Source organism: Variovorax sp. GrIS 2.14, assembly GCF_046115955.1.
GTDB lineage: Bacteria > Pseudomonadota > Gammaproteobacteria > Burkholderiales > Burkholderiaceae_C > Variovorax.
This window is the reverse complement of sequence record NZ_JBJXIA010000010.1, coordinates 119,715-145,763: the sequence shown is the minus strand read 5'-3', so window position 1 is coordinate 145,763 and position 26,049 is coordinate 119,715. Positions and strand designations below refer to the sequence as shown.

Below are 26,049 nucleotides of genomic sequence, written 5' to 3'. Positions count from 1 at the left end.
AAGCACCCCGCGGCCCTTCCAGGGACACCGTGGAACCGGCTTCGCCGGACCACTGGTGTCGGCCCCGGTCAGGGGGTGGGCGCTGCGACACGAAGTGCGCAGCAACCTGGGGGCGAGCTCTCTTTCTACTTCTTATCGCCAGGCACCTTGCCGTCCACGCCCTTGACGTAGAAGTTCACGCCCGACAAGAACTTGTCGTCGGCTACCGCGCCGGCAGCGATCAGTTCCTTGCCGTCCTGGCCGACGATCGGGCCCTTCCAGATCGAATAGCTGCCGTCCTTCAGGCCGGCCTTCACGGTCTCGACCTTGGTCTTGATGTCGGCCGGCACGTCGTCGGCGATCGACACGATGTCGATAGCGCCTTCCTTCACGCCCCACCAGCTCTGGCCGGTCGCCCACTTGCCATCCAGCGCGTCCTTGGTCGCCTTGATGTAGTACGGACCCCAGTTGATGACGGCCGATGCCAGGTGGGCCTTGGGGCCGTAGGCGGTCATGTCCGAATCCCAGCCGAAGGCGCGCTTGCCTTTTTCCTGCGCGGTCTTCAGCACGGCGGGCGAGTCGGTGTTCTGGAACAACACGTCGGCGCCGCCGTTGATGAGCGCGGTGGCTGCTTCGGTCTCCTTCGGCGGGCTGAACCATTCGTTGACCCAAACCACCTTGGTCGTGATCTTCGGGTTGACCGACTGCGCACCCAGCGTGAAGCTGTTGATGTTGCGCAGCACTTCAGGAATTGGCACCGAGCCGACCACGCCGAGCTGGTTGGTCTTGGTCATGCCGCCAGCGATGATGCCGGCCATGTAGGCGCCTTCGTAGGTGCGGCTGTCGTAGGTGCGCATGTTCTCGGCCGTCTTGTAGCCGGTGGCATGCTCGAACTTCACTTCCTTGTTGTCGGCGGCGACCTTCAGCATCGGCTCCATGTAGCCGAAGGTGGTGCCGAAGATCAGCTTGTTGCCCTGCCCCACCAGGTCGCGGAACACGCGCTCGGCATCGGCCGACTCGGGCACGCTTTCGACGAAGGTCGTCTTGATCTTGTCGCCGTACTCCTTCTCCAGGGCCTTGCGTCCGTTGTCGTGCGCAAAAGACCAGCCGCCGTCACCAACCGGGCCGACATAGGCAAAGGCGATGTTGAGCGGCGCGGCAGGTGCTGCCGCCGGTGCTGCAGCGGTCGGTGCCGGCGCAGCAGGTGCAGCGGCAGCGGGCGCTTCTTCTTTCTTGCCGCAGCCGATGAGGGCGGCCGAAGCCACCGCCGTGACAGCAGCGAGCTTGAGCAGGGAGCGCTTGTTCAGATCATTCATTTGGATAAATCCTCAAAGGACAGGTTGGCAAAAACTAAAGACAGAAACGACCGACGGGAAACACGAAAAAACGCGATTATGAGCCGGGGTAAAACGGCTTCCCGATCGACGCCGGCATGTTGATGCGGATGAACGCCGGGTTGCGCGAGATGATGGCCAGCACCACGATCGGCGCGATGTATTGCAGCATGCTCAGGAACTGGCTCGGCACGTCGATGCCGATGCTCTGAAAGTGGAATCCGAGCATCGAGACACCACCGAAAAGATAGGCACCGAGCAGCACCCGAATCGGCCGCCAGGTGGCAAAGGTGGTGAGCGCCAGCGCGATCCAGCCCTTGCCCGCCACCATCCCTTCGACCCAAAGGCCGGTGTAGACGATCGACAGATACGCGCCCGCCAGGCCGCACAACGCGCCGCCGACGACCACCGCCGCGAAACGGATGCGGCGGACCGGATAGCCCAGCGCATGCGACGACTCCGGCGACTCGCCGACCGAGCGCAGCACCAGCCCCGAGCGCGTGCGATACAGAAACCATATCAACCCGAAAGTCAGCGCGATTGCGAAGTACACCAGCGGGTGATGACGGAACAGCGCAGGCCCGATCAGCGGGATGTCGCCAAGCACCGGGATCGCGTAAGAAATGGTCTCGGGCAGCTTGGCCTGCACGAAGCCGATGCCGGCAAAGGCCGAGAACCCCACGCCGAAAAGGCTCAGCGCCAGACCGGTCGCGTACTGGTTGGTGTTCAGCCAGATCACCAGCACGCCGAAGATCGCCGCCAGCACGGCGCCGGCCGCCATGCCCGCCAGAAACCCCAGCCACGCGTTGCCCGTGGTCACCGTCGCAGCGAAGCCGGCGATGGCCGCGCACAGCATCATCCCCTCGGCGCCGAGGTTGACGATGCCCGCTTTCTCGTTGATGAGCAGCCCCAGCGCAGCGAGCGCGAGGATGGTGCCGGCGCTGAGCGTGGAGCCCAGCAGCAATGCATACGATTCCATCAGATCGCTCCTTCCGGCGTGGCTTGCGGCATCTGCGCGGTAAGGGGCGTGCTGGCTTGCAGCGACGAAGTGCCCGCACTCGTCGACCGGACAGCCACCGCCTTGACTGCCAGTTTGCGACGGATGCGATACGCGATGAGCGTGTCGCAGGCCAGCAGCGTGAACAGAAGCAAGCCCTGGAACACGCCGGTCAATGACTTGGGCAAACCGAGCCGTGACTGCGCCAGTTCGCCGCCGATATAGAACATGCTCATCAGCAGCGCCGAGAACACCATGCCGACCGGATGCAGCCGCCCGACGAAGGCCACGATGATGGCGGCGAATCCATAGCCGGCCGGCACGTAAGGCGTGAGCTGGCCGATAGGGCCCGCGACTTCGAGCGCGCCAGCGAGCCCGGCGGCACCACCGGACGTCAGCAGCGCAATCCACACCGCGCGCCGAGCCGAGAAGCCCGCATAGCGGGCAGCGGCAGGCGCCAAGCCACCGACCTGCTGTGCAAAGCCGGCCCGCGTGCGGAACAGGAACACCCACAGCACGCCGACGCCGACCAACGCGATGATCAAGCCGATGCTGACGCGCGAACCCTTCATCAGGCGAGGAATCTGCGTCACGGCCTCGAAGGTCTTGCTCTGCGGGAAGTTGTAGCCGCCCGGGTCCTTCCACGGGCCGGCCACCATGTAGCCGAGCAGCAGCACGGCCACGTAAACCAGCATCAGGCTCACCAAGATTTCGTTGGCGTTGAACTTGTCTCGCAGCCACGCGACGATGGCGGCCCAGAACATGCCGCCGAGCACGCCCGCGACCAGGATGGCCGGCACGATCCACGGGCCGGTTGTCTTGTCGGCCAGCAAGGCCATGCCTCCTGCAGCCACCGCACCGAACACGAACTGCCCTTCAGCGCCGATGTTCCATACGTTGGCGCGAAAGCACACGGCAAGACCGAGCGCGATGATGAGCAGCGGCGTCGCCTTGACCATCAACTCGCCGATGGCGTACCAGCTCTTGACGGGCTCGTAGAAAAATACCAGCAGCCCCTTTACCGGGTCTTTGCCGAGCGCGGCGAACAGCACCATGCCGATGAGCACGGTGATGAGCAGCGCCAGGATGGGCGAGCCGTAGCTGCAGAAGCGCGAGAGCTGCGGGCGCGGTTCCAGCTTAAACATGAGACATCTCCTTGGCGGCTGTATCGGCGCTGGCGGCGTTCTCGTTGGTGTTCCACAGTCCGCTCATCCACTCGCCGATGCGTGGCACGGTGGCCGCAGCGCGGTCGACCGAGGGCGACAACTTGCCCTTGGCAATCACATACAAACGGTCGCTGATCTCGAACAGCTCGTCGAGCTCTTCGCTCACCACCAGCACAGCGCAGCCGGCATCGCGCAGCGCCAGGATCTCGCCGCGAATCAGCGCCGCGGCACCGACATCGACACCCCAGGTCGGCTGCGACACGATGAAGATTTTCGGGTTGGCATCGATCTCGCGGCCGACGATGAACTTCTGCAGGTTGCCGCCCGACAGCGACTTCGCTGCCGAGCTCGGTCCACCGGCCTTGACGTTGAAGCGCTTGATGATTTCTGCCGCGTGACGGTCGAGCGCCTTGGTGTGAATCCATCCTGTCTTGCCGACCGCGTTGCTGCGCGTCAGCAGCAGGTTGTGCGCGAGGCCCAGCGTCGGTACGGCGCCGCGGCCCAACCGCTCTTCGGGCACGAAATGCACGCCGAGTGCACGGCGCTTGCGAGGCCGCATGTGGGCGGCGGGCTGGCCGAATACCTGGATCATCGAGGCCTCGGCGCGCACGTCTTCGCCCGACAGCGCATAGAGCAATTCACGTTGCCCGTTGCCCGATACGCCGGCGATGCCGACCACTTCGCCGGCACGTACTTCGAGCGACACCGCATCGAGGTCGACACCGAACTGGTCTTCGCGCGCCAGCGTCAGCGCATCGACCTTGAGCGCCACCGCGCCGGTCTTCACCGCGCGATGCTGCAACGGCGGCGGCTCGGCGCCGATCATCAAGCGCGAGAGCGATTCATTGGTTTCGTTCTGCGGGTTGCAGACGCCCGTGACCTTGCCGCCGCGCAGCACCGTGCAGGCGGTGCAAAGCTCGCGAATCTCGTGCAGCTTGTGGCTGATGTACAGGATGCTGCAGCCTTCTGACGCGAGCTTTTTGAGCACGACGAAGAGCTTGACCACGGCCTGCGGCGTCAGCACCGAGGTCGGCTCGTCGAGGATCAGCAGCTTGGGGTCGGTCAGCAGTGCGCGGATGATTTCGACGCGCTGCATTTCGCCGACCGAGAGCGTGTGCACCGGGCGCACCGGGTCGATATCCAAGCCGTATTCGCTCGCCTTGGCGGTGATGCGCTGGGTCACTTCGGCCAGCCTCAGGCTTTTGTCCAAACCCAGCCACACGTTCTCCGCCACAGTCAGCGTGTCGAACAAACTGAAGTGCTGGAACACCATGCTGATGCCGAGCGCCCTCGCCTCCTGCGGGTTGCGCACGTTCACCATCTGGCCATTGAACATGACGGTGCCTTCGTCGGGCTTGACCGAGCCGTAGATGATCTTCATCAGCGTCGATTTGCCGGCGCCGTTTTCGCCCAGCACTGCATGGGTTTCACCGGGCTGCACCACCAGCGACACGTCGCTATTGGCCACCACCGCCGGGTAGCGCTTGGTGATGTGCGCAAGTTGGAGTCTGGAGGTCGTCATACCTTGGTGGGGCTCGTGGGGGTTGTCGAAGGATTCTTTTTGTCGGCTGCGACGACACCGGAACCAGGCGGCGGCCGCAACGACGCGGCGACCGACTTGGTGGTCTCGCGCAGCCAGCGCGCCGAGCTCGACGAGTGCGTGCGCTCGTGCCACAGCTGGTAGTACATGAGGCGCGGCAGCGTCATCGGGCACTCGACGATCTTCACCGGCAGGCGCGGAATGAAGCGTTCGCAGTACTGACGTCCGGTGGTCAGTACGAGCAAGCTCGATGCCACCATGTCGGGGATCAAACTGAAGTGGGCGCACCGCGCGGTGATGTTGCGTTCGAGCTTCAGCGCATCGAGCATCTGGTCGATGATGCCGCGCGCGCCGGGGTGCATCGGCGTCGGCGCAATGTGCTCGGCAGCAAGCCAGGTGTCGACGTCCCAGCCGCGCCGCGCGGCAGGGTGATCCTTGTTGATGAGCGAGACGATCTCATCGCCGAAGAGCCGCGCCATGTGCAGGTCTTCCGGCGGCTTCAGCCAGTTGCCGATGACCAGGTCGACGTGGCCGAGCGACAGGTGACCGTGGTAGTTGGAGTCCGGCGACAGCGGATGGATCTCGATGCGGCACATCGGTGCCTGGCTCTTGATCTGCGCCACCAGCATCGGCAGAAAAAGCGGGTCGAGGTAGTCGCTGGCGGCGATGCGAAAGGTGCTTGTGGCGGTGCGCGGATCGAAGCCGCGTGCATCGGTGAACAACACCTCGGCAGCGCGCAGGATGGCGGCGGCGGGCTCGATCATTCGCAGGCCCGCATCGGTCGGCACCATGCCGGAGCCAGAGCGCACCAGCAGCGGATCGCCCGACAGGTCGCGCAGTCGCTTGAGGGCTGCGGAGACGGCCGGCTGGTACATGCCCAGGCGAATGGCGGCACGTGAAACGCTGCGGTCGGTCAACACGGTATGAAGCACGCGGATCAAGTGAAGATCGATCTTGTCGAAAAGCGCCTGGTCACGCATGACGGCTCGCCTCCACAGCAAAAAGAGGCGTTGATTCGAGCATGGGCATCGGTGCGAACATGCTGCGAAGTCTACGGCTGCCTATGCTTGAACGGCAGTGATCGCGGCCAAGATCGCCTCGCTGGTGGCGGGCGACCGCAACGGCGGATCGACCTTGTGGTCGGCCACCGCCGACACCGCATCACGAATCGCGAAGAACACCGAAAAAGGCAGCAGCAACGGCGGCTCGCCAACCGCTTTGCTGCGGTGGATCGAATCTTCGAAATTGTCGCCTTCGAACAGCTTGACGTTGAAGACCGGCGGGCAATCGTTGGCCGTCGGGATCTTGTAGGTGCTGGGGGCGTGCGTGGTCAGCTTGCCGCTCTGCGGGTGCCATACCAGTTCTTCGGTGGTGAGCCAGCCCATGCCCTGGATGAAGGCGCCCTCGATCTGGCCGATGTCGATGGCCGGGTTGAGCGACTTGCCCGCGTCGTGCAGGATGTCGGCGCGCAGGAGCTTCCATTCGCCGGTCAGCGTGTCGACGATCACCTCGCTCACGGCGGCGCCGTAGGCGTAATAGAAAAACGGGCGGCCTTCCATCTTCTCCTTGTCCCAACTGAGGCCGGGCGTGGCGTAGAAGCCGTCGGACCACAACTGCACGCGGTCCAGGTACGCCTCGCCGACGACGGTCGCGAAAGACAGCGTACGGCCATTGACCTCGACCTTGTCGTTGGCAAAGCGCACGTCTTTTGGATCACCGCCGTGGCGCGCCGCAGCGCACACCGCCAGCCGTTCGCGAATTTGCCGCGCCGCGTCTTGCGCCGCCTTGCCGTTCAGGTCGGCGCCCGTCGATGCGGCGGTGGCGGACGTGTTGGCGACCTTGGTGGTGTCGGTCGCGGTCGCGCGCACGCTCTCGCAGTTGACACCCAACTCGTGCGCGACGACCTGCGCGACCTTGGTGTTCAGGCCCTGGCCCATCTCGGTGCCGCCGTGGTTCACCAGGATCGATCCGTCGGTGTACACATGGACCAGCGCGCCGGCCTGGTTGAAGTGCTTCACGTTGAACGAGATGCCGAACTTCAGCGGCGCCAATGCGATGCCGCGCTTCAAGACTTCGCTCTTCAGATTGAAGCCCGCAATTTTGGCGCGGCGGGCACGGTAGTCGCTGCTTTCTTCGAGCTGCGCGACCAGCTCGTGAATGATGTTGTCGGTCACCACCTGTTTGTAGGGCGTGACGTTGTTTTCGGTCTTGCCGTAGAAATTGATGCGCCGCACGTCGAGCGGATCGCGCTCCAGCTTGCGCGCTACCGTGTCGAGGATGTTCTCGATCGCTATGGCGCCTTGCGGCCCGCCGAAGCCGCGAAAGGCCGTGTTGCTCTGCGTGTTGGTCTTGCCGGAGAAGCCGTGCATTGCCACGTCGGGCAACCAGTAGGCGTTGTCGAAGTGGCACAGCGCACGCGTCATCACCGGGCCCGACAGATCGGCCGAGTGGCCGGCACGCGACACCATCGTGATCTCGACGCCGAGCACTCGGCCTTCGTTGTCGTAGCCGACTTCGTACTCGTACCAGAAGCAGTGGCGTCGACCGGTGATCATGAAGTCGTCGTCGCGGTCGAGCCGCAATTTGACCGGCCTCTGCAGCTTGTGCGCCGCAACCGACGCCACGCACGCGAAGATGGCCGACTGCGATTCCTTGCCGCCGAAACCGCCGCCCATGCGCCGGCACTCGACATGCACTTCATTTGCATGCAGGTGCAACGCGTGCGCCACCAGGTGCTGCATTTCGCTCGGGTGCTGCGTCGAGCAGTACACATGCATCGCGCCGCCCTCTTTGGGGATGGCGTAGCTGATTTGCCCTTCCAGATAGAACTGCTCCTGCCCGCCGACGTCGAGCGTCGCCTTGAGCTTGTGCGGCGCGCGGTCGATGGCGCCGCGTGCGCCACCGTCGTTCGTTTCGCGGATGACGTGTATCGGCGGCACGACGTACTGGCCCCTGGCGTGCGCGTCTTGCGGCGTGAGCACGGGCGGCACGGCTTCGATGATCAGCGCGTCTTTGGCGCGCGCAGCAGCACGGCGCGCCGCATCTCGCGTTTCGGCGATGACCGCGAACACTGGCTGGCCGATGTAGCGGATGTCGCCCCACGAAGATCCATCGTCGTGCTTTTCGATGGCGCACAGGATCGGGTCGTCGTGAACGATCGAGCCGCAATCGTTGGTGCCTGGGATGTCGTTGGCCGTCAGCACGTCCACCACGCCGGGCATGGCGCGGATGGCGTCGAGCGACACGGAGGTCAGCCGGCCGTTGGCGACGGGAGACAGGCCCAGCGCGCAATGCAGCGTGCCGGCCAGTTCCGGAATATCGTCGATGTAGGTTGCCTCGCCTGCGACATGCAGATGAGCCGACTCGTGCGGCCGGCTGATGCCGACGCGGGCGCCGTCGTCCTGCGCCTTGGCTTCTGCGACTTTGTCGATGCGGGCCGCTGTGTTCTTGAGGTAATCGGCGAAGGCCTCGGCCGGCTGCAGGAGCGCGGCGTCGATGGGCTTGTTCATGCGACGGCTCCCTGAACATTGGTGCCAGCGGCGACCGCGGTGATGTGCGGCATCGCGCTCCACACGCTCGTCGCCTCGATCGGCAACGCATTCTGCGTACGGGTTTCGAGCCACAGCCGCTGGATCAGGTTCTGCGCGACTTGCAGGCGGTATGCGGCCGAAGCCCGCATGTCCGACAGCGGCTTGAAGTCTTGCGCCAAGGCGAGCTTTGCCGCCTTGACGCTGGCCTGCGACCACGGCTTGCCGACGAGGGCAGCTTCTGCCTGCGCCGCGCGTTTCACCGTCGCGGCCATGCCGCCGAAAGCAAGCCGCACTTCCTTGACGATGTCCCCATCGAGCTCGATCGCGAAGCCGGCACACAAGGCAGAGATGTCGCAATCGAAGCGCTTGCTGATCTTGTAGACGCGCACCTGCCGACGCATCGCAGCCAGCGGCACGACCAGGCCCTGCACGAATTCGCCCGGCTGAATGTGGCTCTTCATGTAGTCGATGTAGAACTCCGAGAGTGGCATCCAGCGGACGTGTTCACCGCGGCGCAGTTCGATGTCTGCATCGAGCGCCATCAGCACGGGCGGCGAATCGCCGATGGGCGATCCGTTGGCGACGTTGCCGCCCATGGTGCCGGCATGGCGGATCGGCGGCGACGCGAAGCGAAGCCACACGTCGGTGAGCGCGGGCACGCGTTGCGCGAGTGCGCCGTAGGCTGATTCGAGCGAGGCGCCGGCGCCGATGTAGAGCGTGTCGCCGCGCTCCTCGACGACCTTCATCGCACCGACATCGCCGACGTAGATGATGTCGCCCAGGTCGCGAAACTGCTTGTTGACCCACAGGCCGACGTCGGTCGAGCCGGCGAGCAATTGCGCCTTCGGGTGTTGCTCGCGCAACATCGCCAGTTCGTCGAGCGTCTTGGGGGCGTGGTAGCGGTCGATGCGAGGGACTGTCTCGCCGGAAGCATCTGCGGCACCCGTCGCGTTGCCGGTCCACGGCGCCGTATACGTGAAAGTGGAGTCGCGCTGCAGGCTGGTCAAGGCAGCGACAGCGGGCGCCGTATCGAGGCGCACCGCCGGCAAGTCGAACATGCGCTGGCCGGCGTCGAGAATCGGCCGGTAGCCGGTGCAGCGGCACAGGTTGCCCGACAGGTCGTCGGCCAGTTGCTGGCGCGTCGGCTGGGTGCCGCCAGCCTGGTGGTGCTCATAGGTCGACCAGAGCGACATCACGAAGCCGGGCGTACAAAAGCCGCATTGCGAACCATGGCAGTCGACCATCGCCTGCTGCACCGGGTGCAACTGCCGCACCGCGTGCTTTTCATGCTGCGCCGGGTCCCGCTTCATCTCGCACTGGGCCTTCAGATCCTCGACCGTGAAGAGCGCCTTGCCGTGCAGCGTCGGCAGGAACTGGATGCACGCGTTCACGGTCTGCAAGTTCAGGCCGCCCACGGCGCCCTCACCCGACGCATTCCCCGCGCCGGCCAGCTCGCCGATCACCACGGTGCATGCACCGCAATCGCCTTCGTTGCAGCCTTCCTTGGTGCCGGTGCAGCGGGCGTCTTCGCGCAGCCAGTCGAGCACCGATCGCGTCGGATGCGCGCCGCTGACTTCGACGACTTTGCCGCGGTGAAAGAACCGGATCGGTTGGGTGGAACTCTGGATGCTCATGCTCGTTGGCAGCTCGCTGTGCGTGTGACGTTGGGACCAACGCCGGAAGTTACCGGCCTCTGCCGCGCGACTTATATCGTCTCGACCATATTCGGTATGCGCTCCCCGGTATGCAGCGTGCGCGAAAACCCTTAAGGCGGCCAAGAAGCAACGAGCAATTGTTGAGCCAGCCAAGCGCTGGGCATGCGAGTCAATAAGCTTTTCGTACTAAAACGACGACTTTGCGCCAGGGCCGCCGAGCGAGAAGGCGCCCGAATGCGCCTTGCCATCGATCCACCCCGCCACCGGCCTCCACGCATCGATGCGATCGATGCTACGGGTTCTTGTGCATCAGTGGCGATGCATAAAAGTCGAAGAACTCCAAGAACCGCAAGCCAGTCGCCAGGAGCCGCTGGGCCGCCGACGGCTGCCCGTACGCATCCACATCGACCGGATGTTGATCGCGCTGCCGCTGTTCGAGTTGGGTGCGCACCATCCGCAATTGACTTTCGACTTCAGTCACAGCGACAGGCCGGTTGACATGGTCGAAGAAGGTATCGACTAGGCCATCCGCAGCGGGATACTCGGCTTGGGAGACACCCGCGCGCTTTGCCAAGGCAAGGTCGCCCACTTCATCTGTCCCTCCAGATAGCTCACCGTGTTGTCGTTGACCGCAGCCCGCGACAGCCCAGACGTCACAAACCGCTCATCGGGTGTGCAAAGCATGTCCAAGGAGTAGTCGTGAAAGATATCCTGCGCGTCCGACAGCCAGTTTTCCGGTGAGAACATCGGGGTGATGTAGTAGAAGCAGGAGTAGCCCAGCCGCTCGAAGAACCGGACTGTTTCATCGCGAATATCTGCAGTGTTGATCTCCAGATACACCACCGGTCGATGTTCGGCAATCGTCGCGGAGGCGCCTTTAAGAAATTCGATCTCGAAGCCCTCGACGTCGGCTTTCATGAAGTCGATCCGCTGGAACGGCATGGCGTCCATGCTGGTGGCCCGAACTCGCTCGGTCACCGGCGTCCAATTCTTCTTCATGGATGCGCCCCCAAAATTCCAGGCTTGGCGGGGATCAAGGAGCGGGAAATCGAGCTCGCAAACGGTCGAACCCACGGCCTGCTGCAAGGCGCGAACGTTGAGGCATTCATTGGCAATCAGGTTGGCGCAAAGAAGCTGGAAGGTGTGTCGGGCCGGCTCGAAGGCATATACCGAGCCTGCCTCGCCAACCTGCTTGGAGAGCCAGATCGTGTGCGATCCTATGTTGGCGCCTGCCTCGATGACGACATCGCCCGCGCGCACGATCTGGCCGAAGAGAGCGATCTCGGGCTCGGACCATTCGCCGTAGCGGCGGAGCCTCTGGCCGACATACGTGTCGTTGCTGTTCACAAAAAAACGGCCGTGTCGGGCGGCCACGAGCGGGTAGAGAGTCGTCACTTGGTTCTCGCTTGAAAAGTTGGCGCCCGGAAGTTTTCTGAAAGGCGAGTCGCCATTTCTTCCAGCTCAACCAGGGGCATGGTTCTGGCGGCTTCCGCCGCCATGACATTCTTCGAGCCGCGGGTCGCGGCGATGGCAGGTTCTCGCGAACTTACATCGTGATGCAAGTGAATGAGTGGTACTAGAAAACTGTGCCACCGCAACCCAAGTCTTGTCGCTCTGCTGAACAGTTCGTCATCTTCGCCGCCCCATCCTTCGAGCTGCGCGTTGTACCCACCGACGCGGGCATAGGCGTCCCGCCGGAAGAACACGATGCCGCCGTTGGCGCCCAGGTACAGGAGCTGGGCATCAGGAGGCAGATTAGCGGGATCCAGTAACTGGGCGAACCAATCGAAGCGCGGCAGCTGGACGAATGATTGCTTGAGAGCTCCCGTCACATTGACGACCTTCGAGTACGGACAGAGAACTTCGCTTTCATCCCCGTCGAGCATGCTGGCGACGCAAGACATCATTTGCATTGGATTGCCAATCGAATCCGCATCGTGGAAGCAGATGACCGGACTGGTCGCAAGCTTGGCGCCGATATTGCAGAGCGCAGCTTTTGGAAAGGCGCCCCGGTGCGGAACGAAAACGTGGCGGATATGGCTGTCGCCTGCACGTGACCATTCAAATTTGGGAGTCTCATCGGCTTCGATCAGCCAGATCCGGTAATCCGAATAGGTTAATGCCAGGTGCGCGAGAACGGCGTAAAGATTCTCCCGACGTTCGTCACTCGCCTCTCTGTAGGGTATGACGATGTCGAGCTCACGCAGCGAGTGTCTGAACTGACTCATGGTGAAGAGGTTTGTTGGCTAGCGAGACAAAGAACAAGTATGCGCAGGCTGCAGTCGTTCGGCAGGCGGCTGCCTCGCAAAACTGTTTTGCTTGTTGCGTTTTTGCGCATTGCGTGTTCCTGGCCCGCAGGGCGCCGGGACTCCAATGCGACTATCGGACTTGGGTGTTCACCCATGTCGCCACGAATTGGAAACGCTCTGTTCTTTGAATACGACCAACCGGCCGCGCAACCCATCAATGCACCAGATCCCAACCCATCATCAACGCCGCGAATCCCATCAGCGCAGTTCCACCCCACCCGAGCCACCGCGTCTTGCGGCCTGAGGTAAAGCGGCCCATGACATCGGCGCGTGTCGTCAGCACCATCATCGCCGCCATGATCGGCACCGCCACCACACCGTTGATGACCGCGCTCCAGTAAAGCGCCTTCATCGGGTCGATCGGCGTGAAGCCGAGAGCAGTGCCGACCAGCGTCGCCACGGTGATGATCGCGTAGAACTGCTTGGCCTCGCGCCAGTGCCGCTCCAACCCCTCTTCCCATCCAAACGCCTCGGCGACGGCGTAGGCAGCTGATGACGCGAGCACCGGCACCGCCAGCAAGCCGGTGGCGATGATGCCGCCGGCAAAAAGCCAGAAGGCGAAGTCGCCGGCCAGCGGGCGCAATGCCTCCGCGGCTTGCGCGGCCGATGTGATGTCGTGCACCCCGCCGGCGTAGAGCACCGACGCACCCACCACCATCACGAAGAACGCGATGATGTTGGAGAAGGTCATGCCGATCCAGGTGTCCTGCTTGACGCGGGCCAGGTCGCGCTTCACTGCATCGTCGGTGCCGCGCTCACCTCCTTTGAGCCGTAGTTCTTCGACCTCCTGCGAGGCCTGCCAGAAGAACAGATAGGGCGAAATCGTGGTGCCGAGCAGCGCGACGATCATCATCCAGTAGCCGCCGTCGAACTGCAGCTTGGGCACCACCAGGTCATACAAGACCCGGCCCCAGTCGACGTGCACCGCCAACACTGTGGCGACGTATGCGAAGAGCGTCAACGTCAGCCACTTGAGTACATGCGCCAGCTTTCTGTAAGGCACGAAGACTTGCAGCAGCACCGCGATCACCCCGAACATCAGCGAATGAAAGTGCGCCGAGCCGCCGATGACGAGCTTGAGCGACTCGCCCATCGCCGCGACGTCGGCCGCGATGTTGATGGTGTTAGCCACCACCAGCAAGCCGACCAGTCCCAGCAGCAATGGCGCTGGCAGATGCTGCCGCAAATTGGCCGCGACACCCTTGCCGGTGACGCGGCCGATGCGGGCCGACACCAGCTGGATGGCGATCATGAAAGGCAGCGAAAGAAACACCGTCCACAGCAGCCCCGTGCCGAACTGCGCACCCGCCTGCGTGTACGTCGCGATGCCCGACGGGTCGTCGTCGGCCGCACCAGTGATGACACCGGGGCCGACGTGGCGCAAGAAAGAGGGGATGTACTTTTTCACCTGCGGATCATGGCACTGGGCCCTGACCGGGCGATGACCAGCGGAGAGTGGGCGCTCAGCGCGTGCCGTGCACCAGCCGTTCGAACACGTCGTCGTCGCCCATCTGGCCGCCCTTGAGCATGAGCTCGATACCGTCGAATGTTGGTTCATCGCTGTGCACGCGGCACAGTGGGGCGCCGGATGACAACGCGGCGATGTACGACAGACCCCAAGCATCGAGTGCTTGCACCGCATGGCTCGATGTGTCACCGCCCGCAACGCCGACGCGGCGCACGGGCGTGGCACCGAGCACCCGCGCGAGCAAGGCGCCGCCGGCGTGGGCCAATGCGCGTGCGGAGAGGCCGGCATCGACACCGGTCGCCGGGGACGCGGTACAGGCAAGCACGTTGTGCCCTGCGGCGAGCAGGCCGCACAGTTGGGCAGCGACAGTGTCGAGGTGAGCAGGCTCGGCAGCGGCGAGCGCCACCGGGTCGAGCCAGACCTTTTCGTAGGACGTTGCGGCTGCGACCTGCTTCGCGGTCACTGGCGACAGACTGCCGGCGAGTACCAACACCGAGCCTTGCGCTGGCGCCACACGCGATAAGCCGGCGATCGGCGTTGCATGCTGCGATGCGAAGGCTTGCAACACGCTGCTCGGCCCAACGACCAGCATCGACTGCCCAAACCTGCAACTCAAAGACAGTGCTTCGCCGAGCGTAGCAAGGTCTTCCTGCCGAGCGACATCGAACAGCACGCCGCTCGCCCTTTCCGACACCATCGCCTCAATCGAGGTATGCACAGCCTCGGCGCCCTCCGCATACGCCGGATAAGCCAGCGAGCGCAGTCCGTCTAATCCCTGCAGCGCAAGGTGCTGACGCAAATCGGCCTCGTACATCGGGGTGACAGGATGTCGACTCATGGTCGGATGCCGGTCGATCCGTTGTACCTCGCCGCCATGGCCGGCCGCAGCGAACAGATTGCCGAAGACGCAGTAGCGCCGCAGCTCGGGCTGGCCACCGACCACCGCGACCCAAGGCTGCGAGACGGCGGGCCGCAACACGTCGACCGCGACGCCAATGCTGCCGACCTCCGGCGCGCTGTCGAAGGTCGAGCAGCACTTGTAGTGCAGCACCGAGGCGCCGAGGCTTTCGAACCAACGCGAGACGGGTGCCAGCTCTGCGCGCATCTCTTCGGGCGACATGGATCGCGCCGCGCCGGCGATGCCGACGCAATCGAGTTCACCGACCCGGTGCATGCGAGCTTCGTCGGGTACGGACAGGAAGAGCAGTGTGCGTAAGCCGGCGCGCGTCGCGGTGCCCAGCGCATCGGTGGCGCCGGTGAAGTCGTCGCCGTAAAACGCGATGTGCGGCGCGATCTGCAGCGCCACTGACGACATGATCAAGTACGCCCGAAAAATGCCAGCGCTTGCGCCAGCTCCGCCGCGTCGACCGCCGCCTCGGCAAGCGGCACTCCAGCGCGCACAGCCGCCCATGCCTGCCGAATGCTCGTCACGCCGGCAGCGGCCCCGCCCGGATGCGCGAGGATGCCGCCGCCCGACATCAACAACAGATCGTCGCGACCGATGGCAGCCCAGGTCGCAGGCACGGTGCCGGCCCATTGACCGGACGAGAACGCCGGCATCACCGCATCGTCGATGCCCTCTGCCAAGGGTGTAAAGCAGTCGTACGCAGAGGAGATGACTTCCGCATCGGCCTGCGCGAACTTGCCTTGCAGACCATGCACATGCATGTGGTCGACGCCGGCCAGCCGCCACAGCGTCTGATAAGCCTGGAAGCCGATGCCCAACGAAGGATGCCGCGACATCGCGCCGAAGCCGTTGCGGTGCCCGTGCACCGCGAGGCGCGTATGGCGCCGCAAGGTCTGAATGGCGGAGAAGCCGCACCAGTTGAGGCTCGCCATCACGCACGATCCGCCTTCGCGCTCCACCAAGTCGGCGTGGCGCCGCATCGCATCGGTTTCGTCGGTGATGTTGAAGGCCACCATCACGTGCTTGCCCGTGCGTTGCTGGTGCGCGCGCACGACCGCCATCACGGCGGGCACGCGCTCGGCCAGCGGCGCATGGTCGGAGTCGGCACTGACCTCGTCGTCCTTGATGAAATCGACGCCGGCCGCGCACAAACGGCCGACAAGTTCGGCCGTCTCCGCCGCCGAAAAGCCGACGTTGGGTTTGATGATGGTGCCGACCAAGGCGCCCTTCGCGACACCGACGACGCGGCGCGTGCCGGCGATGCCGAGCGGCGGCAGGTCGAAGCGCGCACGGTACGCGGCGGGCACGTGCATCGTCTCCAGCCGCATTCCGGTCACTTCGCCCAGGTCGTACAGATTGCCAGCGACGGAGGCCGCCAGCGTCGGCAAATTTGCGCCGATGTTGGCAACCGGGAAAGACAGATGCACCGTAGCGCGCCGCCATGGCCCGCGCGTTTTTTTGCGCTCCAGCAACGCGTTGGGTAGCGAAGGCGTATCCACCGATTCCAGCTCTTCGATGGACTCGACCGTCGCACGGGCTCGCTTGCGCAAAGCATCCGTTTCGCCTTCGACCCGGGTGAAGGTGCCGCACGATTGCTCGCCCGCCATCACTTCGGCCACCGCCTCGGGCGCCAGCGGCGTCTCGACCAGGTAGCTCGCGTGGATGCGATCTGAACCGGGCATGACCATCAAAGCTTGCTCAGATCGGGGAAGGGCCGCACCGGGTCGCTGCCGTCCCAGCCGACCGACGATTCGCGAATCAGGTCGAACATCTTTCCCTTGGGTCCGGCGACTTCCGACAGCTCGATCACGGTGCCCGGATGGAACTCGGTATCGAAGTAGATAAAGCGACCGCGCTCGCCCACTTCACCGCTCATCACCGGCTTGAAACCTTGCGCGGTGAGGCGTGCAAGGTCGGCGTCGTAGTCAGCCGTCCAGTAGGCGACGTGCTGGCGCCCGGTGCGGCCGGCCTGCAAAAAGTCGCGGTACATCGACGGTACGTCATTGCGGGTCTGGATCAACTCGACCTGCACGTAGCCCGAGTTGGCGAGTGCCACCGAGTTGTGCGGCTGATGCGACGCGCCGCGGTACTCGTAATTGACGATAGGCACCTTCGGGTTGTAGTACCAGGGGCCGACACCGAGCGTGCGGCTCCAGTAGTCCATGGCTGCCTCGATGTCGTGCACGACATAGCCCAGTTGGCGAATCTCGCCGAGGAATCGACTCATTGCATGCTCCGTGAAAATGTCCGGCTTCAGTTCTTCAAAAAGCCGATGGAAAACCAGGGGAATGCGGCCACCAGAATCAGGCCGACCAGCAGCGCGACGATGTAGCCGCCGATGTACTTGATGCCGTCGCCCGGATCGACCTTGCTCACAGCGCAGGCGCCGTAGTAGCCGACGCCGAAGGGCGGCGCGAAGAGGCCGATGCCCATTGCGAAGATGACGACCATCGCGTAGTGCACCTCGTGCACACCGGCCGCCTTGGCGATGGGGAACAGCAACGGCCCGAACAGCACGATCGCCGGGATGCCTTCGAGCACGCTGCCCAACACGATGAAGGCGACGATCGAGATCGCGAGAAAGCCGTAGCTGCCACCGGGAATCGCGGCCATCCACTTCGCGAGATCCTGCGAGAAGCCCGACTGCGTGAGCCCCCACGCCATGGCCGTGGCGCAACCGACGATGAAGATGATGGCGCCCGACAACGAGGCCGTTTCGACCAGCATCGGCCGCAGCCGCTTCCAGTCGAACTGCCGATAGATCGCAAGCCCCACCACGACCGAATAGACGATGCCGATGGTCGACACTTCCGTCGCCGTCGCCACGCCTTCGACCACCGCCGCACGGATCACGAAAGGCAGCAGCACGGCCGGCAACGCGACCGCGAAGAGACGCGCGATCTGCCGCTTGCTGTGCTGCTCGACGCCGCTCAAATCTTCATGCCGATAGCGCCACCAGACCACAGTGCAGAGCGCCGCACCCAGGACCACGGCCGGCAGCAAGCCGCCGGTGAACAACGCTGCGATCGAGATGCCGGTAACCGAGCCGATGGTGATGAGCACGATCGATGGCGGAATGGTTTCGGTCTGCGCTCCGGTGGTTGCAAGCAGCGCCACCAGGTCGCCCGGCTTGGCGCCGCGCTTCTTCATTTCGGGGAACAGCACGGGCGCGATGGCGGCCATGTCGGCAACCTTGGAGCCCGAGATGCCCGACACGAGGTACATCGCGCCGATGAGTACATACGAAAGGCCGCCGCGCACCCGGCCCAGCAGGCTCGCGAGGAACTGGATCATGGCGCGCGCCATGCCCGTCATCTCTATCAGCGCGCCCAGAAAGATGAATAGCGGCACTGCCAGCAGGATGAGGTGCGACATGCCTTCGTCTAGACGGCCGACCACCACGAGCAACGGCGTGCGCGTGGTCAGAGCGAGGTAGCCGAAGGTGGCCAGCGCGAAAGAAAACGCGATCGGCACGCCGGAGAACACGGTGACCGCCACTACGCCGACGAAGAAGATGACGAGGTTGAACTTGCCGAGCGGTGCCAGCAACGGACCGGCCGCCCAGAACAAGCCCACCACCACGGCGGTGCCGATCAGCGTCGTCGCGATCTGGCGCACATCGCAGATCCGAAGCATGCGCAGCAGCGCGACCACGATCATCAATGCGATGCCCGTCGGTAGCGCGCCGGCGCGCCAGGCATTGCTGATTTCAAGCGCAGGCGTGACGATGAAAGATTCTTCATGCGCGTAGTCGAATGCCGGCCAAAGCACGAGTGCCAAAAATGCGAGGGACGCCGCAATGGCGAAGGCGTCCAGCACGGCGCGCCGCGGTGGCGTGAGCTTGTCGACCAGCTCGGTCATGCGCATGTGCTCACCGCGGCGCAGTGCCACGACGGCACCGAGCATCGACAGCCAGAGGAACAGGATCGACGCCAGTTCGTCCGACCAGACCAGCGGCGAATGAAAGACATAGCGCGCTGTGACGCCGGCCGCCAGCACGAAGATCTCGGCCAGCACCAGCAGCGCCGCGATGCTCTCGACGACGTAGCCGAGCCAGCCGTCGACGCGCTTGGCCCAAGGGCTCAGCGCATTGCCGAACGACGCGACGGCGATGTCCGGAATGGCAGTGATCGCGCTTACGTTCAAGCTCATGCTCCTCTTCAGGCCGGCTTGCCCACCGTGCCTTCGAGCAGGGCCCAGGCTTCGGGGCCGAAGCGGCCTTTCCACTCGCCGTAAAAGCCCGATTCGCGCAGCTTGGCACGGAAGGTTTCGGCGGCCGGCCGGTTGATGGTGAGGCCCTTGGCCTCGAGGTCGCCGACGACCGATTCGTTCAGCTTCTTGATGTCGTCACGCTGCTTCAGCCCCGCCTCGTTGATGGCGCGCGCCACGATGGTCTTGAGGTCGGCCGGCAAGGCTTCCCAGGCGCGACCGTTGGCGATGAACCAGTAGCCGTCCCAGATGTGGTTGGTGAGCGAGCAGAACTTTTGCACCTCGTACAACTTGGCGACCTGGATGATCGGCAGCGGGTTCTCTTGCGCATCGACGATCTTGGTCTGCAGCGCGGAGTACACATCGCTGAACTGCAGGCTGGCAGGCGATGCGCCGAGGCCCTTGAACATCGAGATCGACAGCGGGCTCACCGGTACGCGAATCTTCAGGCCGTCCATGTCCTTGGCGGCGGTGATCGGCGCTTTGCTGCTGGTGGTCTGCCGGAAGCCGTTGTCCCACATCTTTTCGAAAGCGTAGAGGCGCGACTTGGAGATGGCGTCGCGCACATGGGCGCCGAGCTTGCCGTCCATCGCACCCCAGACCTGGCTGTAGTCGGAGAACGCGAAGCCGACCGCGTTGATGGCAGCGACCGGCACCAGCGTAGCGATGACCAGGGCCGACGGGGTGAAGAACTCGATGCCGCCGGAGCGCACCTGCGCCAGCATGTCGGTGTCGCCGCCGAGCTGGTTGTTGGGAAAGATCTTGATCTCGACCCGGCCGTCGGTTTCCTTGGCGATGCGGTCGGCGGCTTCCTGCGACCGCACGTTCAGCGGATGGCTCAGCGGCAGGTTGTTGCCGTATTTGTACGAGAACTCGGCAGCATGCGCGATGCGCGGAATCGCCGTCACGATGCTTGCGGCGGGCAGGGCTGAAAGCGTGCGCAGCGCGCCGCGACGGGTGATTTTTTGCATGCGTGTCTCCGGAATGGTTCTGATGCGATTTGATGCATCGATGCGTCATCGATCCATCAGTGCAAGCGAACCTTAGAGGGCATACTCCGCACGGTCAAATCAACGCACTGATGGTTTTTGATGTATGAGGGTTAACCCGAAAGCGCCACCGCCACCGCCACCGCCACCGTCACCGCCGGGCGGGCCTTCGACGACGCGCGCCAGCGTGGCCGACATCGCGCGCGCCGCGAACGTGTCGACCGCCACCGTCGACCGTGTGCTCAACCGTCGCTCCGGCGTGCGCGACGCCACTGCGCAGCGGGTGCTCAAGGCGGCCGGTGCGCTCGACTACCTGCCGGAGACCGCGCTCTACGCGGCGCTGGCGCCACCGCCGCTGCGCCTGTCGTTCCTGCTGCCCGCGGGCACCAACCGCTTCATCCGCATGCTGGGCGACATGGTCGGCTACTCGCAGGAGCACTGGGCACCGTTCAACGTCACCTGCCGCGCCGAGTTCATCGAAGTCTTCAATCCGCAGGCGCTTGCCGCCGCCCTGTTGCGGCACGGCAAGCGCAGCGACGGCATCGCCATGATGGCGCTCGAACATGCGGTCGTGCGCGAGGCCGTCAACACGCTGGCGCAGCAAGGCGTGCCGGTCATCACGCTGATCTCCGACCTTTCCAACTCGGCGCGTGCGGCCTACATCGGCCTGGACAATCGCGCCGCCGGCCGCACCGCCGGCTATCTCATCGGCCGCTTCATCGGCGCACGCACCACCGCCAAGGTCGCGCTCATTGCCGGCAGCCGCAGCTACCGTGCACACGAAGAGCGCGAGGCTGGCTTTCAGCACGTGATCGACGAACTCTTCAAGCGGCTGGAGGTGGTGGGCCTGCGCGAAGGTCAGGACGACGCCGAGAAGAACTATCGGCAGACCCGCGCCCTGCTCGCTCAGCATCCGGACCTCGGCGGCATCTACAACATCGGAGGTGCGTCGGACGGCGTGGCCCGCGCGCTGAAAGAAGCCGGGCGCGACCACAAGGTCGTGTTCGTGGGCCACGGGCTCACGCCGGATACGCGCGCATTGCTAATCGACGGCAGCCTCGACGCTGTCATCACTCAAAGCCCGCAAACCACGCTGATGAACTGCGTGCGCATCTTCAGCAACCTGCGTGATCGCCGCGATGCGCTGAGCGGAATAGAGTCGACCCGAAGCCAAGTGATCTTTCGGGAAAACCTGCCTTAGTGACATACCGCACCGAGCATAGGACCGTGAAATTGTTCGCTCGATTGCAAACGGTCTGATTGACGGCGTGCGAGTCTTCTTATCGGTCAGAGACAATATTTTATGAACTTGCAAACCAATCTGACCGAGCTGACCGACGACGAAGTCCAGGTCAAAGCCATCATCTGGCGGCGCGAGGCTTTGCACGGGAACAAGAAGGCGTTCAGCCTGGCACACTTTTACGAAACAGAGAGCCGGCGGCGGGCGAACGCGAAAGGTGGCACGGGCTTCGGCACACTGGACGCCGTGGCGGTGCCGTTTTGGCGGCGCATGTTGTTCTGGCGTTCCCCAGTGGGCAGCGAATTAACGAGACCAGCCTGAACGTCCTGGCCTGAGCAACGCCATCAGATCGCTGCCTGACAAAGCATCCGAGGCCCTCGCTGTTTCTTGCAGCAAAAAATGACATTGCGCGTCTCGCAGGGTGCAGAGTCAAAGCGTCGCCCTCACAACTGCGATGACAACAACGACGCAATGTGCCCCCACGCCTTTTCCCGCAACGGCCGGTCGCGCCATGCCTGGAGCGTGACGCGCTTCGAATGCGTCAAGTCCGCCTCGAATTGAGTCGTCTGCGCTGCGGCGAAGGCTGTGTCGTAGATATTGAGATTGGCCTCGTCGTTGAGCCTGAAAGAGCGGTTGTCGAAGTTCGTCGAGCCGACCGAAGACAGCAGGCCGTCTACGGTGAACACCTTGACGTGGAACATCGTCGGCTGATACTCGCTGATTTCGGCGCCGGCTTCGAGCAGCGGACCCCAGCTTGCACGCGATGCCCCGCGTGCGGACTGCGAATCGATGATCGACCCCGGCACGATGATGCGCACGCGAACACCGCGTTGCATCGCGGCGACCAGCGCGCCGACGGTGAGGTCGTCCGGCACGAAGTAGGCGCTGGACAGGTCGATATTCTTTGCTGCCGCCGCGATCGACAACAGGTACATGAGGTGCATGCTTTCGCTGCCGCCCGAGGGCGAACTGCTGAACACCTGCGCGCGACCGGTGCCCGCCGGCACTGCAGGCCCCAGGGGGGCGAGCGCAGGGAAGTAAGTTTCCCCATGGAGCACGTCGCCAGACGCCTTGATCCAGTTGTCCATGAACACTGCCTGCATCTGCGCGACCACCGGACCTTCGACCTTGAAATGCGAGTCGCGCCAATGTTCCGCGTCTTGCGCGTTGCCGGTCCATGCGGGAGCGATGCCGACGCCGCCGGTAAAGCCGGTGCGGCCATCGACCACCAGCAACTTGCGGTGCGTCCGGTTGTTCAGGCGTGCGATGTCATACCAGCTCGGTTGATGGAACTTGCGGATCTGCACGCCAGCCGCCCCCATGTCCTTTAGGAAACTCTCATCGATCTTTGCACTGCCGACCCAGTCGAGCAACACATGAACCTTGATGCCCGCCCTGGCGCGTTCGGTGAGCGCATCGGCGAAGGCTTTGCCGATGTCGCCCGACCAGTAGATGTAAGTCTCGAAGGTGATGCTTTTCTGCGCGCTGTGGATGGCCTGCAGCATGGGCGGAAAGATGCGGTCACCGTTGTAGAGCGCCTCGAAGCGGTTGCCATCAAGAATCGGCGGGCCGAGCAGCACGCCGAGCGCACGCTGATATTGCGCATCGTGTAGCGAGCACTCCCGCTTGATCTGCTCGTCGAGCTTTTTCGCGCCGCTGGTGAAATTGAGTGCCAGCAGCATGGCAGCCACTGTCAGAACGACTGTCGACGCGATGGTGCCAACACGCGAGAACGAAGGCTTCATCGACGGTAGCCCACGAATTTATCGGTGACGTTCACGGTTTATCTCTTTCGTTTTCACTTCAAGCCCGGTAGCGTGCCGCGCCTCGAAACTGCGCTGGCAGGCAGTCTGCGCATTCAGTTGCAGGACGAATCCGAATCCTCGATACAGGACTGTTCTGATCCCACCTAGCGGCTTGCGGCACGCCGCTGCTGTGTCGGGCAATCGCATGCACTCGGGCGGGCGGACTACCAACGGTCGCGTGGCTGGAAGACTCCGCGTTACACCGCGTCGCTAGAAAGTGCCCGCTTCAGAAACTGAAGGCGCGCAGTGAGCAACCAAGACTTCGCAGGAAGCCATCGTGAAGAAGGCGCCGCTTCGGGCTTGTCGCCGCTGGCGCCTTCCGGCAGCGCACTGTCGACGTTGGCGACGGTGACCCCTGAACTCAAATTGATGATCGGCCTCGTTACCGGCGCCATGATCATCGCCGCGCTGTACTTCGGCCGCGAAATCCTGATTCCGCTGGCGCTCGCGTTCCTGCTCGGCTTCGTGCTCGACCCCCTCGTTATGCGGCTGAAGCGTTGGGGCATGCCTCGCGCGGCTGCAGTCATCGTCGTAGTGATTTTTGCCCTGGGCATGGTCGGCCTGGCCGGCGTGTTTCTCGGAAGCCAGGTGAGCACGCTGAGTGCAGAGCTGCCGACATACCAAAGCAACATCAAGACGAAGCTGCGCGATCTTCGCGAAAGCGCTAACCGACCCGGCATGTTCGACGGTGTGGTCAAGACCTTCGACACCTTCAAGAACGAGGTGGATCAGACCTCTCTCGCTGCACCGTCCGGTACATCGGCCAGCACGGCGCCGGGTAGCGCGCCGACGAAGGGCAGCGCGACGCCGCCGCAGCCGCAGCCGCAGCGCGTGCAGCTGACAGAACGACCGCCCTCCGCGTTTCAGCAGGCGCTCAACTGGCTGGAGGTTGCCAGCGGTCCGCTTGCGAATGCCGGCATCGTTCTGGTCTTCGTCGTGTTGATCCTGCTGGACCGCCTCGACTTGAGAGACAGATTGTTGCGGCTCTGGGGCGGCAGCCTGCACCGGTCGACGGATGCGATGGACGAGGCCGGCCAGCGCATCAGCAAGTACCTCACCATGCAGCTCATCGTCAACCTGAGTTATGGCGTGCCGATGGCCGTGGGGCTCTGGTTTATCGGTGTGCCCGGCGCAATGCTCTGGGGCGCCGTGGCGGCGGTGATGCGCTTCGTCCCCTACGTCGGCCCGATGATCTCGGCAGTATTCCCGCTGACGCTGGCTTTCGCGGTCGACCCGGGTTGGAGCATGGTGCTCTGGACCATCGGCCTCATCGCCGCGCTGGAGATGCTCAGCAACAACGTGATCGAACCCTGGCTCTACGGCGCGAGCACCGGGTTGTCGGCAATGTCGCTGATGGTGTCGGCCACCTTCTGGACTGCGTTGTGGGGCCCGGTCGGGCTGATCATGTCGACGCCGCTCACCGTGTGCCTGCTGGTGATCGGGCGGCACCTTCCGCGCTTGCGTTTTCTCGATGTGCTGCTGGGCAGCCAGCCGGCCCTGGACACACCCACCCGCATCTATCAACGGCTCATTGCCGGCGATGTCGAGGAAGCCAGCGAACTGGCTAACGAGCAGGTCGTCGACGGCAACGTGATCGGCTTCTACGGCGAAGTCGGCCTGCCTGTCTTGCGCATGGCGTCGAGCGACCACGCGAGCGTTGCCACGGCCGAGCATCGGCACCGCGTCGTGATGGGCATGGACGCCGTCATCGACGACTTGCTCGAGCAGCAACCGGCGCCGGAAGCGCCCGATGGTGCGCGGGTGGTGTGCATCGGTGGCAAGTGGGAGGTCGATAGCCTGGCCGCGCGCATGCTCGCCCACGCGCTGTCGCTTGAAAATTACCCCGCCGCGCACCGCCCTGCGGGAACGGTCAACGCAGACTACATCGCCGGCCTGGCGCTCGATGGGGCGCAGGTCGTCTGCCTGTCTTATTTAAGTCCTGAACCGAGGGTGCAGGCCAGACACTTCTGCAGACGCCTCAAGCGGCGCTGGCCCGACGTGCAGATCGTGCTCGGCCTGTGGAACGCCCCAGCCGAGCTGCTCGGCGAAGAAGCGTGCAAGTCGCTCGGTGCCGATGCCGTGGTCACGTCGATCGGCGAGGCGGCGGTGCGCATCACCGCATTGATGGGGGCGCAACTCAGCGAAGGTTTCATGGAGGCGGTCGTGCCTGAAGCAGACGCACAGCGGGTCATGGCATTGCATGCGAGCGGCGCGCTGGACGTACGGGCGCAGCCCCTCTTCGATGCAGCCTCCAAGCGCGCGGCCGATATTTTCGATGTGCCGATGGCGATGGTGTCGTTCATCGACGATGACTCGCAACAGGTCAGGGGTGCATTCGGCAGTCTGCGCAGCGCCGAAGCCGCTACGCGTGTGCACGCCGACGACATGCACATGCCCCGCTCATCCTCGATGTGCGGCCACGTCGTCGCCAACGCACAAACACTGGTCGTGCCAGACGTTGCCAGAGACCTGCGCTTTGCCGGCAATCCGGCGCTGCAATCGAACGGGCTTCGCTTCTACGCCGGTGCGACGCTGCGCGACATTGGAGGCCAAGTGCTCGGCACTCTCTGCCTGCTGGACACCGAGCCGCATGCGCTCAACCAGCGCGAGGTTCGCCTGCTCGAGGCGATGGCAGATGACTTGATGGACGCGCTGCGCGCAAGTGTCGTGCAGTGGGGCGACGCGGTGCCGCCACCAACGCCAGCACAGGGCGCTTTGGGCGCGACTTTGGGACAACCGATTCCAGCGGCATAGCGCGCAAGGCCAAGAAACGGTGCACCCGCAAATGCGCCGTTGATCGCCATCGATCGCCTTCGGGCCTCGACAGCAGGACGACATACGGTGCATGCGCCGACCTACAACAACAGCGTGTGGCATGAATAGATTGCGTATTCCCGATACGTGAGCGCCATACCGCGCCG

General features: G+C 64.0%; 20 protein-coding genes. 4 read left to right on the top strand and 16 right to left on the bottom strand.

Translation table 11 applies throughout. The features are described 5' to 3' along the window. Nucleotides 1-125: 125 nt before the first annotated feature. The 7 genes from RCH10_RS17185 to xdhA form a co-directional block, all read right to left on the bottom strand. Entirely contained in the window at nucleotides 126-1,295 is a 1,170-nt protein-coding gene (locus RCH10_RS17185) for a BMP family ABC transporter substrate-binding protein (RefSeq protein ID WP_409053319.1), read from the bottom strand. Between the two features lie 76 nt (nucleotides 1,296-1,371). After that, complete coding sequence (locus tag RCH10_RS17180; RefSeq protein ID WP_187050920.1) at nucleotides 1,372-2,292, bottom strand: ABC transporter permease; 921 nt, start codon at nucleotides 2,290-2,292, stop codon at nucleotides 1,372-1,374. Continuing rightward, nucleotides 2,292-3,455 carry an ABC transporter permease gene (locus RCH10_RS17175; protein ID WP_409053318.1) on the bottom strand — a complete coding sequence of 388 codons (1,164 nt, stop codon included), beginning with the start codon at nucleotides 3,453-3,455 and terminating at the stop codon, nucleotides 2,292-2,294. Before RCH10_RS17175 ends, RCH10_RS17180 begins: the two co-directional genes overlap by 1 nt. After that, entirely contained in the window at nucleotides 3,448-4,998 is a 1,551-nt protein-coding gene (locus RCH10_RS17170; protein ID WP_409053317.1) for an ABC transporter ATP-binding protein, read from the bottom strand. The genes RCH10_RS17175 and RCH10_RS17170 overlap by 8 nt, the downstream gene beginning before the upstream one ends. Beyond that, nucleotides 4,995-5,996, bottom strand: a complete 1,002-nt coding sequence (locus tag RCH10_RS17165) for a LysR family transcriptional regulator (RefSeq protein WP_323495351.1) — start codon at nucleotides 5,994-5,996, stop codon at nucleotides 4,995-4,997. The genes RCH10_RS17170 and RCH10_RS17165 overlap by 4 nt, the downstream gene beginning before the upstream one ends. Before the next feature lie 81 nt (nucleotides 5,997-6,077). Then, nucleotides 6,078-8,525 carry a xanthine dehydrogenase molybdopterin binding subunit gene (gene xdhB / locus RCH10_RS17160; RefSeq protein ID WP_409053316.1) on the bottom strand — a complete coding sequence of 816 codons (2,448 nt, stop codon included), beginning with the start codon at nucleotides 8,523-8,525 and terminating at the stop codon, nucleotides 6,078-6,080. Further along, nucleotides 8,522-10,180, bottom strand: a complete 1,659-nt coding sequence (gene xdhA, locus RCH10_RS17155; RefSeq protein WP_409053315.1) for a xanthine dehydrogenase small subunit — start codon at nucleotides 10,178-10,180, stop codon at nucleotides 8,522-8,524. The genes xdhB and xdhA overlap by 4 nt, the downstream gene beginning before the upstream one ends. A gap of 310 nt (nucleotides 10,181-10,490) precedes the next feature. Between xdhA and RCH10_RS17150 the strand changes: the two genes are divergently transcribed. Then, entirely contained in the window at nucleotides 10,491-10,724 is a 234-nt protein-coding gene (locus RCH10_RS17150) for a hypothetical protein (protein WP_409053314.1), read from the top strand. Here RCH10_RS17150 and RCH10_RS17145 read toward each other — a convergent pair. The 8 genes from RCH10_RS17145 to RCH10_RS17110 all read right to left on the bottom strand — a co-directional run bounded on the left by RCH10_RS17145 (nucleotide 10,721) and on the right by RCH10_RS17110 (nucleotide 20,065). Further along, entirely contained in the window at nucleotides 10,721-11,596 is an 876-nt protein-coding gene (locus RCH10_RS17145; protein ID WP_409053313.1) for an FkbM family methyltransferase, read from the bottom strand. The two genes, RCH10_RS17150 and RCH10_RS17145, sit on opposite strands and share 4 nt — an antisense overlap. Further along, nucleotides 11,593-12,429, bottom strand: coding sequence for a galactosyltransferase-related protein (locus RCH10_RS17140; RefSeq protein ID WP_409053312.1), 837 nt, complete (start codon nucleotides 12,427-12,429; stop codon nucleotides 11,593-11,595). Before RCH10_RS17140 ends, RCH10_RS17145 begins: the two co-directional genes overlap by 4 nt. Before the next feature lie 235 nt (nucleotides 12,430-12,664). Beyond that, entirely contained in the window at nucleotides 12,665-13,918 is a 1,254-nt protein-coding gene (locus RCH10_RS17135; RefSeq protein WP_409053311.1) for an NRAMP family divalent metal transporter, read from the bottom strand. 55 nt (nucleotides 13,919-13,973) lie between these two features. Then, entirely contained in the window at nucleotides 13,974-15,293 is a 1,320-nt protein-coding gene (locus RCH10_RS17130; protein WP_409053310.1) for a four-carbon acid sugar kinase family protein, read from the bottom strand. Between the two features lie 2 nt (nucleotides 15,294-15,295). Then, nucleotides 15,296-16,567: a ribulose-bisphosphate carboxylase large subunit family protein gene (locus RCH10_RS17125; RefSeq protein ID WP_409053309.1), complete on the bottom strand. Its 1,272-nt coding sequence runs from the start codon at nucleotides 16,565-16,567 to the stop codon at nucleotides 15,296-15,298. Between the two features lie 5 nt (nucleotides 16,568-16,572). Continuing rightward, on the bottom strand, nucleotides 16,573-17,112 hold the full coding sequence (locus RCH10_RS17120; protein ID WP_409053308.1) for a VOC family protein: 540 nt from the start codon (nucleotides 17,110-17,112) through the stop codon (nucleotides 16,573-16,575). A 26-nt stretch (nucleotides 17,113-17,138) separates the two neighbouring features. Further along, nucleotides 17,139-19,037, bottom strand: coding sequence for a TRAP transporter large permease subunit (locus tag RCH10_RS17115; protein ID WP_409053307.1), 1,899 nt, complete (start codon nucleotides 19,035-19,037; stop codon nucleotides 17,139-17,141). A gap of 8 nt (nucleotides 19,038-19,045) precedes the next feature. Further along, the gene (locus RCH10_RS17110; RefSeq protein WP_409053306.1) at nucleotides 19,046-20,065 is read right to left on the bottom strand and encodes a TRAP transporter substrate-binding protein; all 1,020 of its coding nucleotides are present in this window, start codon (nucleotides 20,063-20,065) and stop codon (nucleotides 19,046-19,048) included. Nucleotides 20,066-20,189: 124 nt separating this feature from the next. Here RCH10_RS17110 and RCH10_RS17105 point away from each other — a divergent pair, with 124 nt between their 5' ends. Beyond that, on the top strand, nucleotides 20,190-21,284 hold the full coding sequence (locus RCH10_RS17105) for a LacI family DNA-binding transcriptional regulator (protein ID WP_409053305.1): 1,095 nt from the start codon (nucleotides 20,190-20,192) through the stop codon (nucleotides 21,282-21,284). 102 nt (nucleotides 21,285-21,386) lie between these two features. After that, nucleotides 21,387-21,644, top strand: coding sequence for a hypothetical protein (locus RCH10_RS17100; RefSeq protein ID WP_409053304.1), 258 nt, complete (start codon nucleotides 21,387-21,389; stop codon nucleotides 21,642-21,644). A gap of 122 nt (nucleotides 21,645-21,766) precedes the next feature. Here RCH10_RS17100 and RCH10_RS17095 read toward each other — a convergent pair whose 3' ends face one another. Next, entirely contained in the window at nucleotides 21,767-23,068 is a 1,302-nt protein-coding gene (locus RCH10_RS17095) for a phospholipase D-like domain-containing protein (RefSeq protein WP_409053303.1), read from the bottom strand. Between the two features lie 429 nt (nucleotides 23,069-23,497). Here RCH10_RS17095 and RCH10_RS17090 point away from each other — a divergent pair, with 429 nt between their 5' ends. Further along, entirely contained in the window at nucleotides 23,498-25,882 is a 2,385-nt protein-coding gene (locus RCH10_RS17090) for an AI-2E family transporter (RefSeq protein ID WP_409053376.1), read from the top strand. Nucleotides 25,883-26,049: the final 167 nt, after the last annotated feature.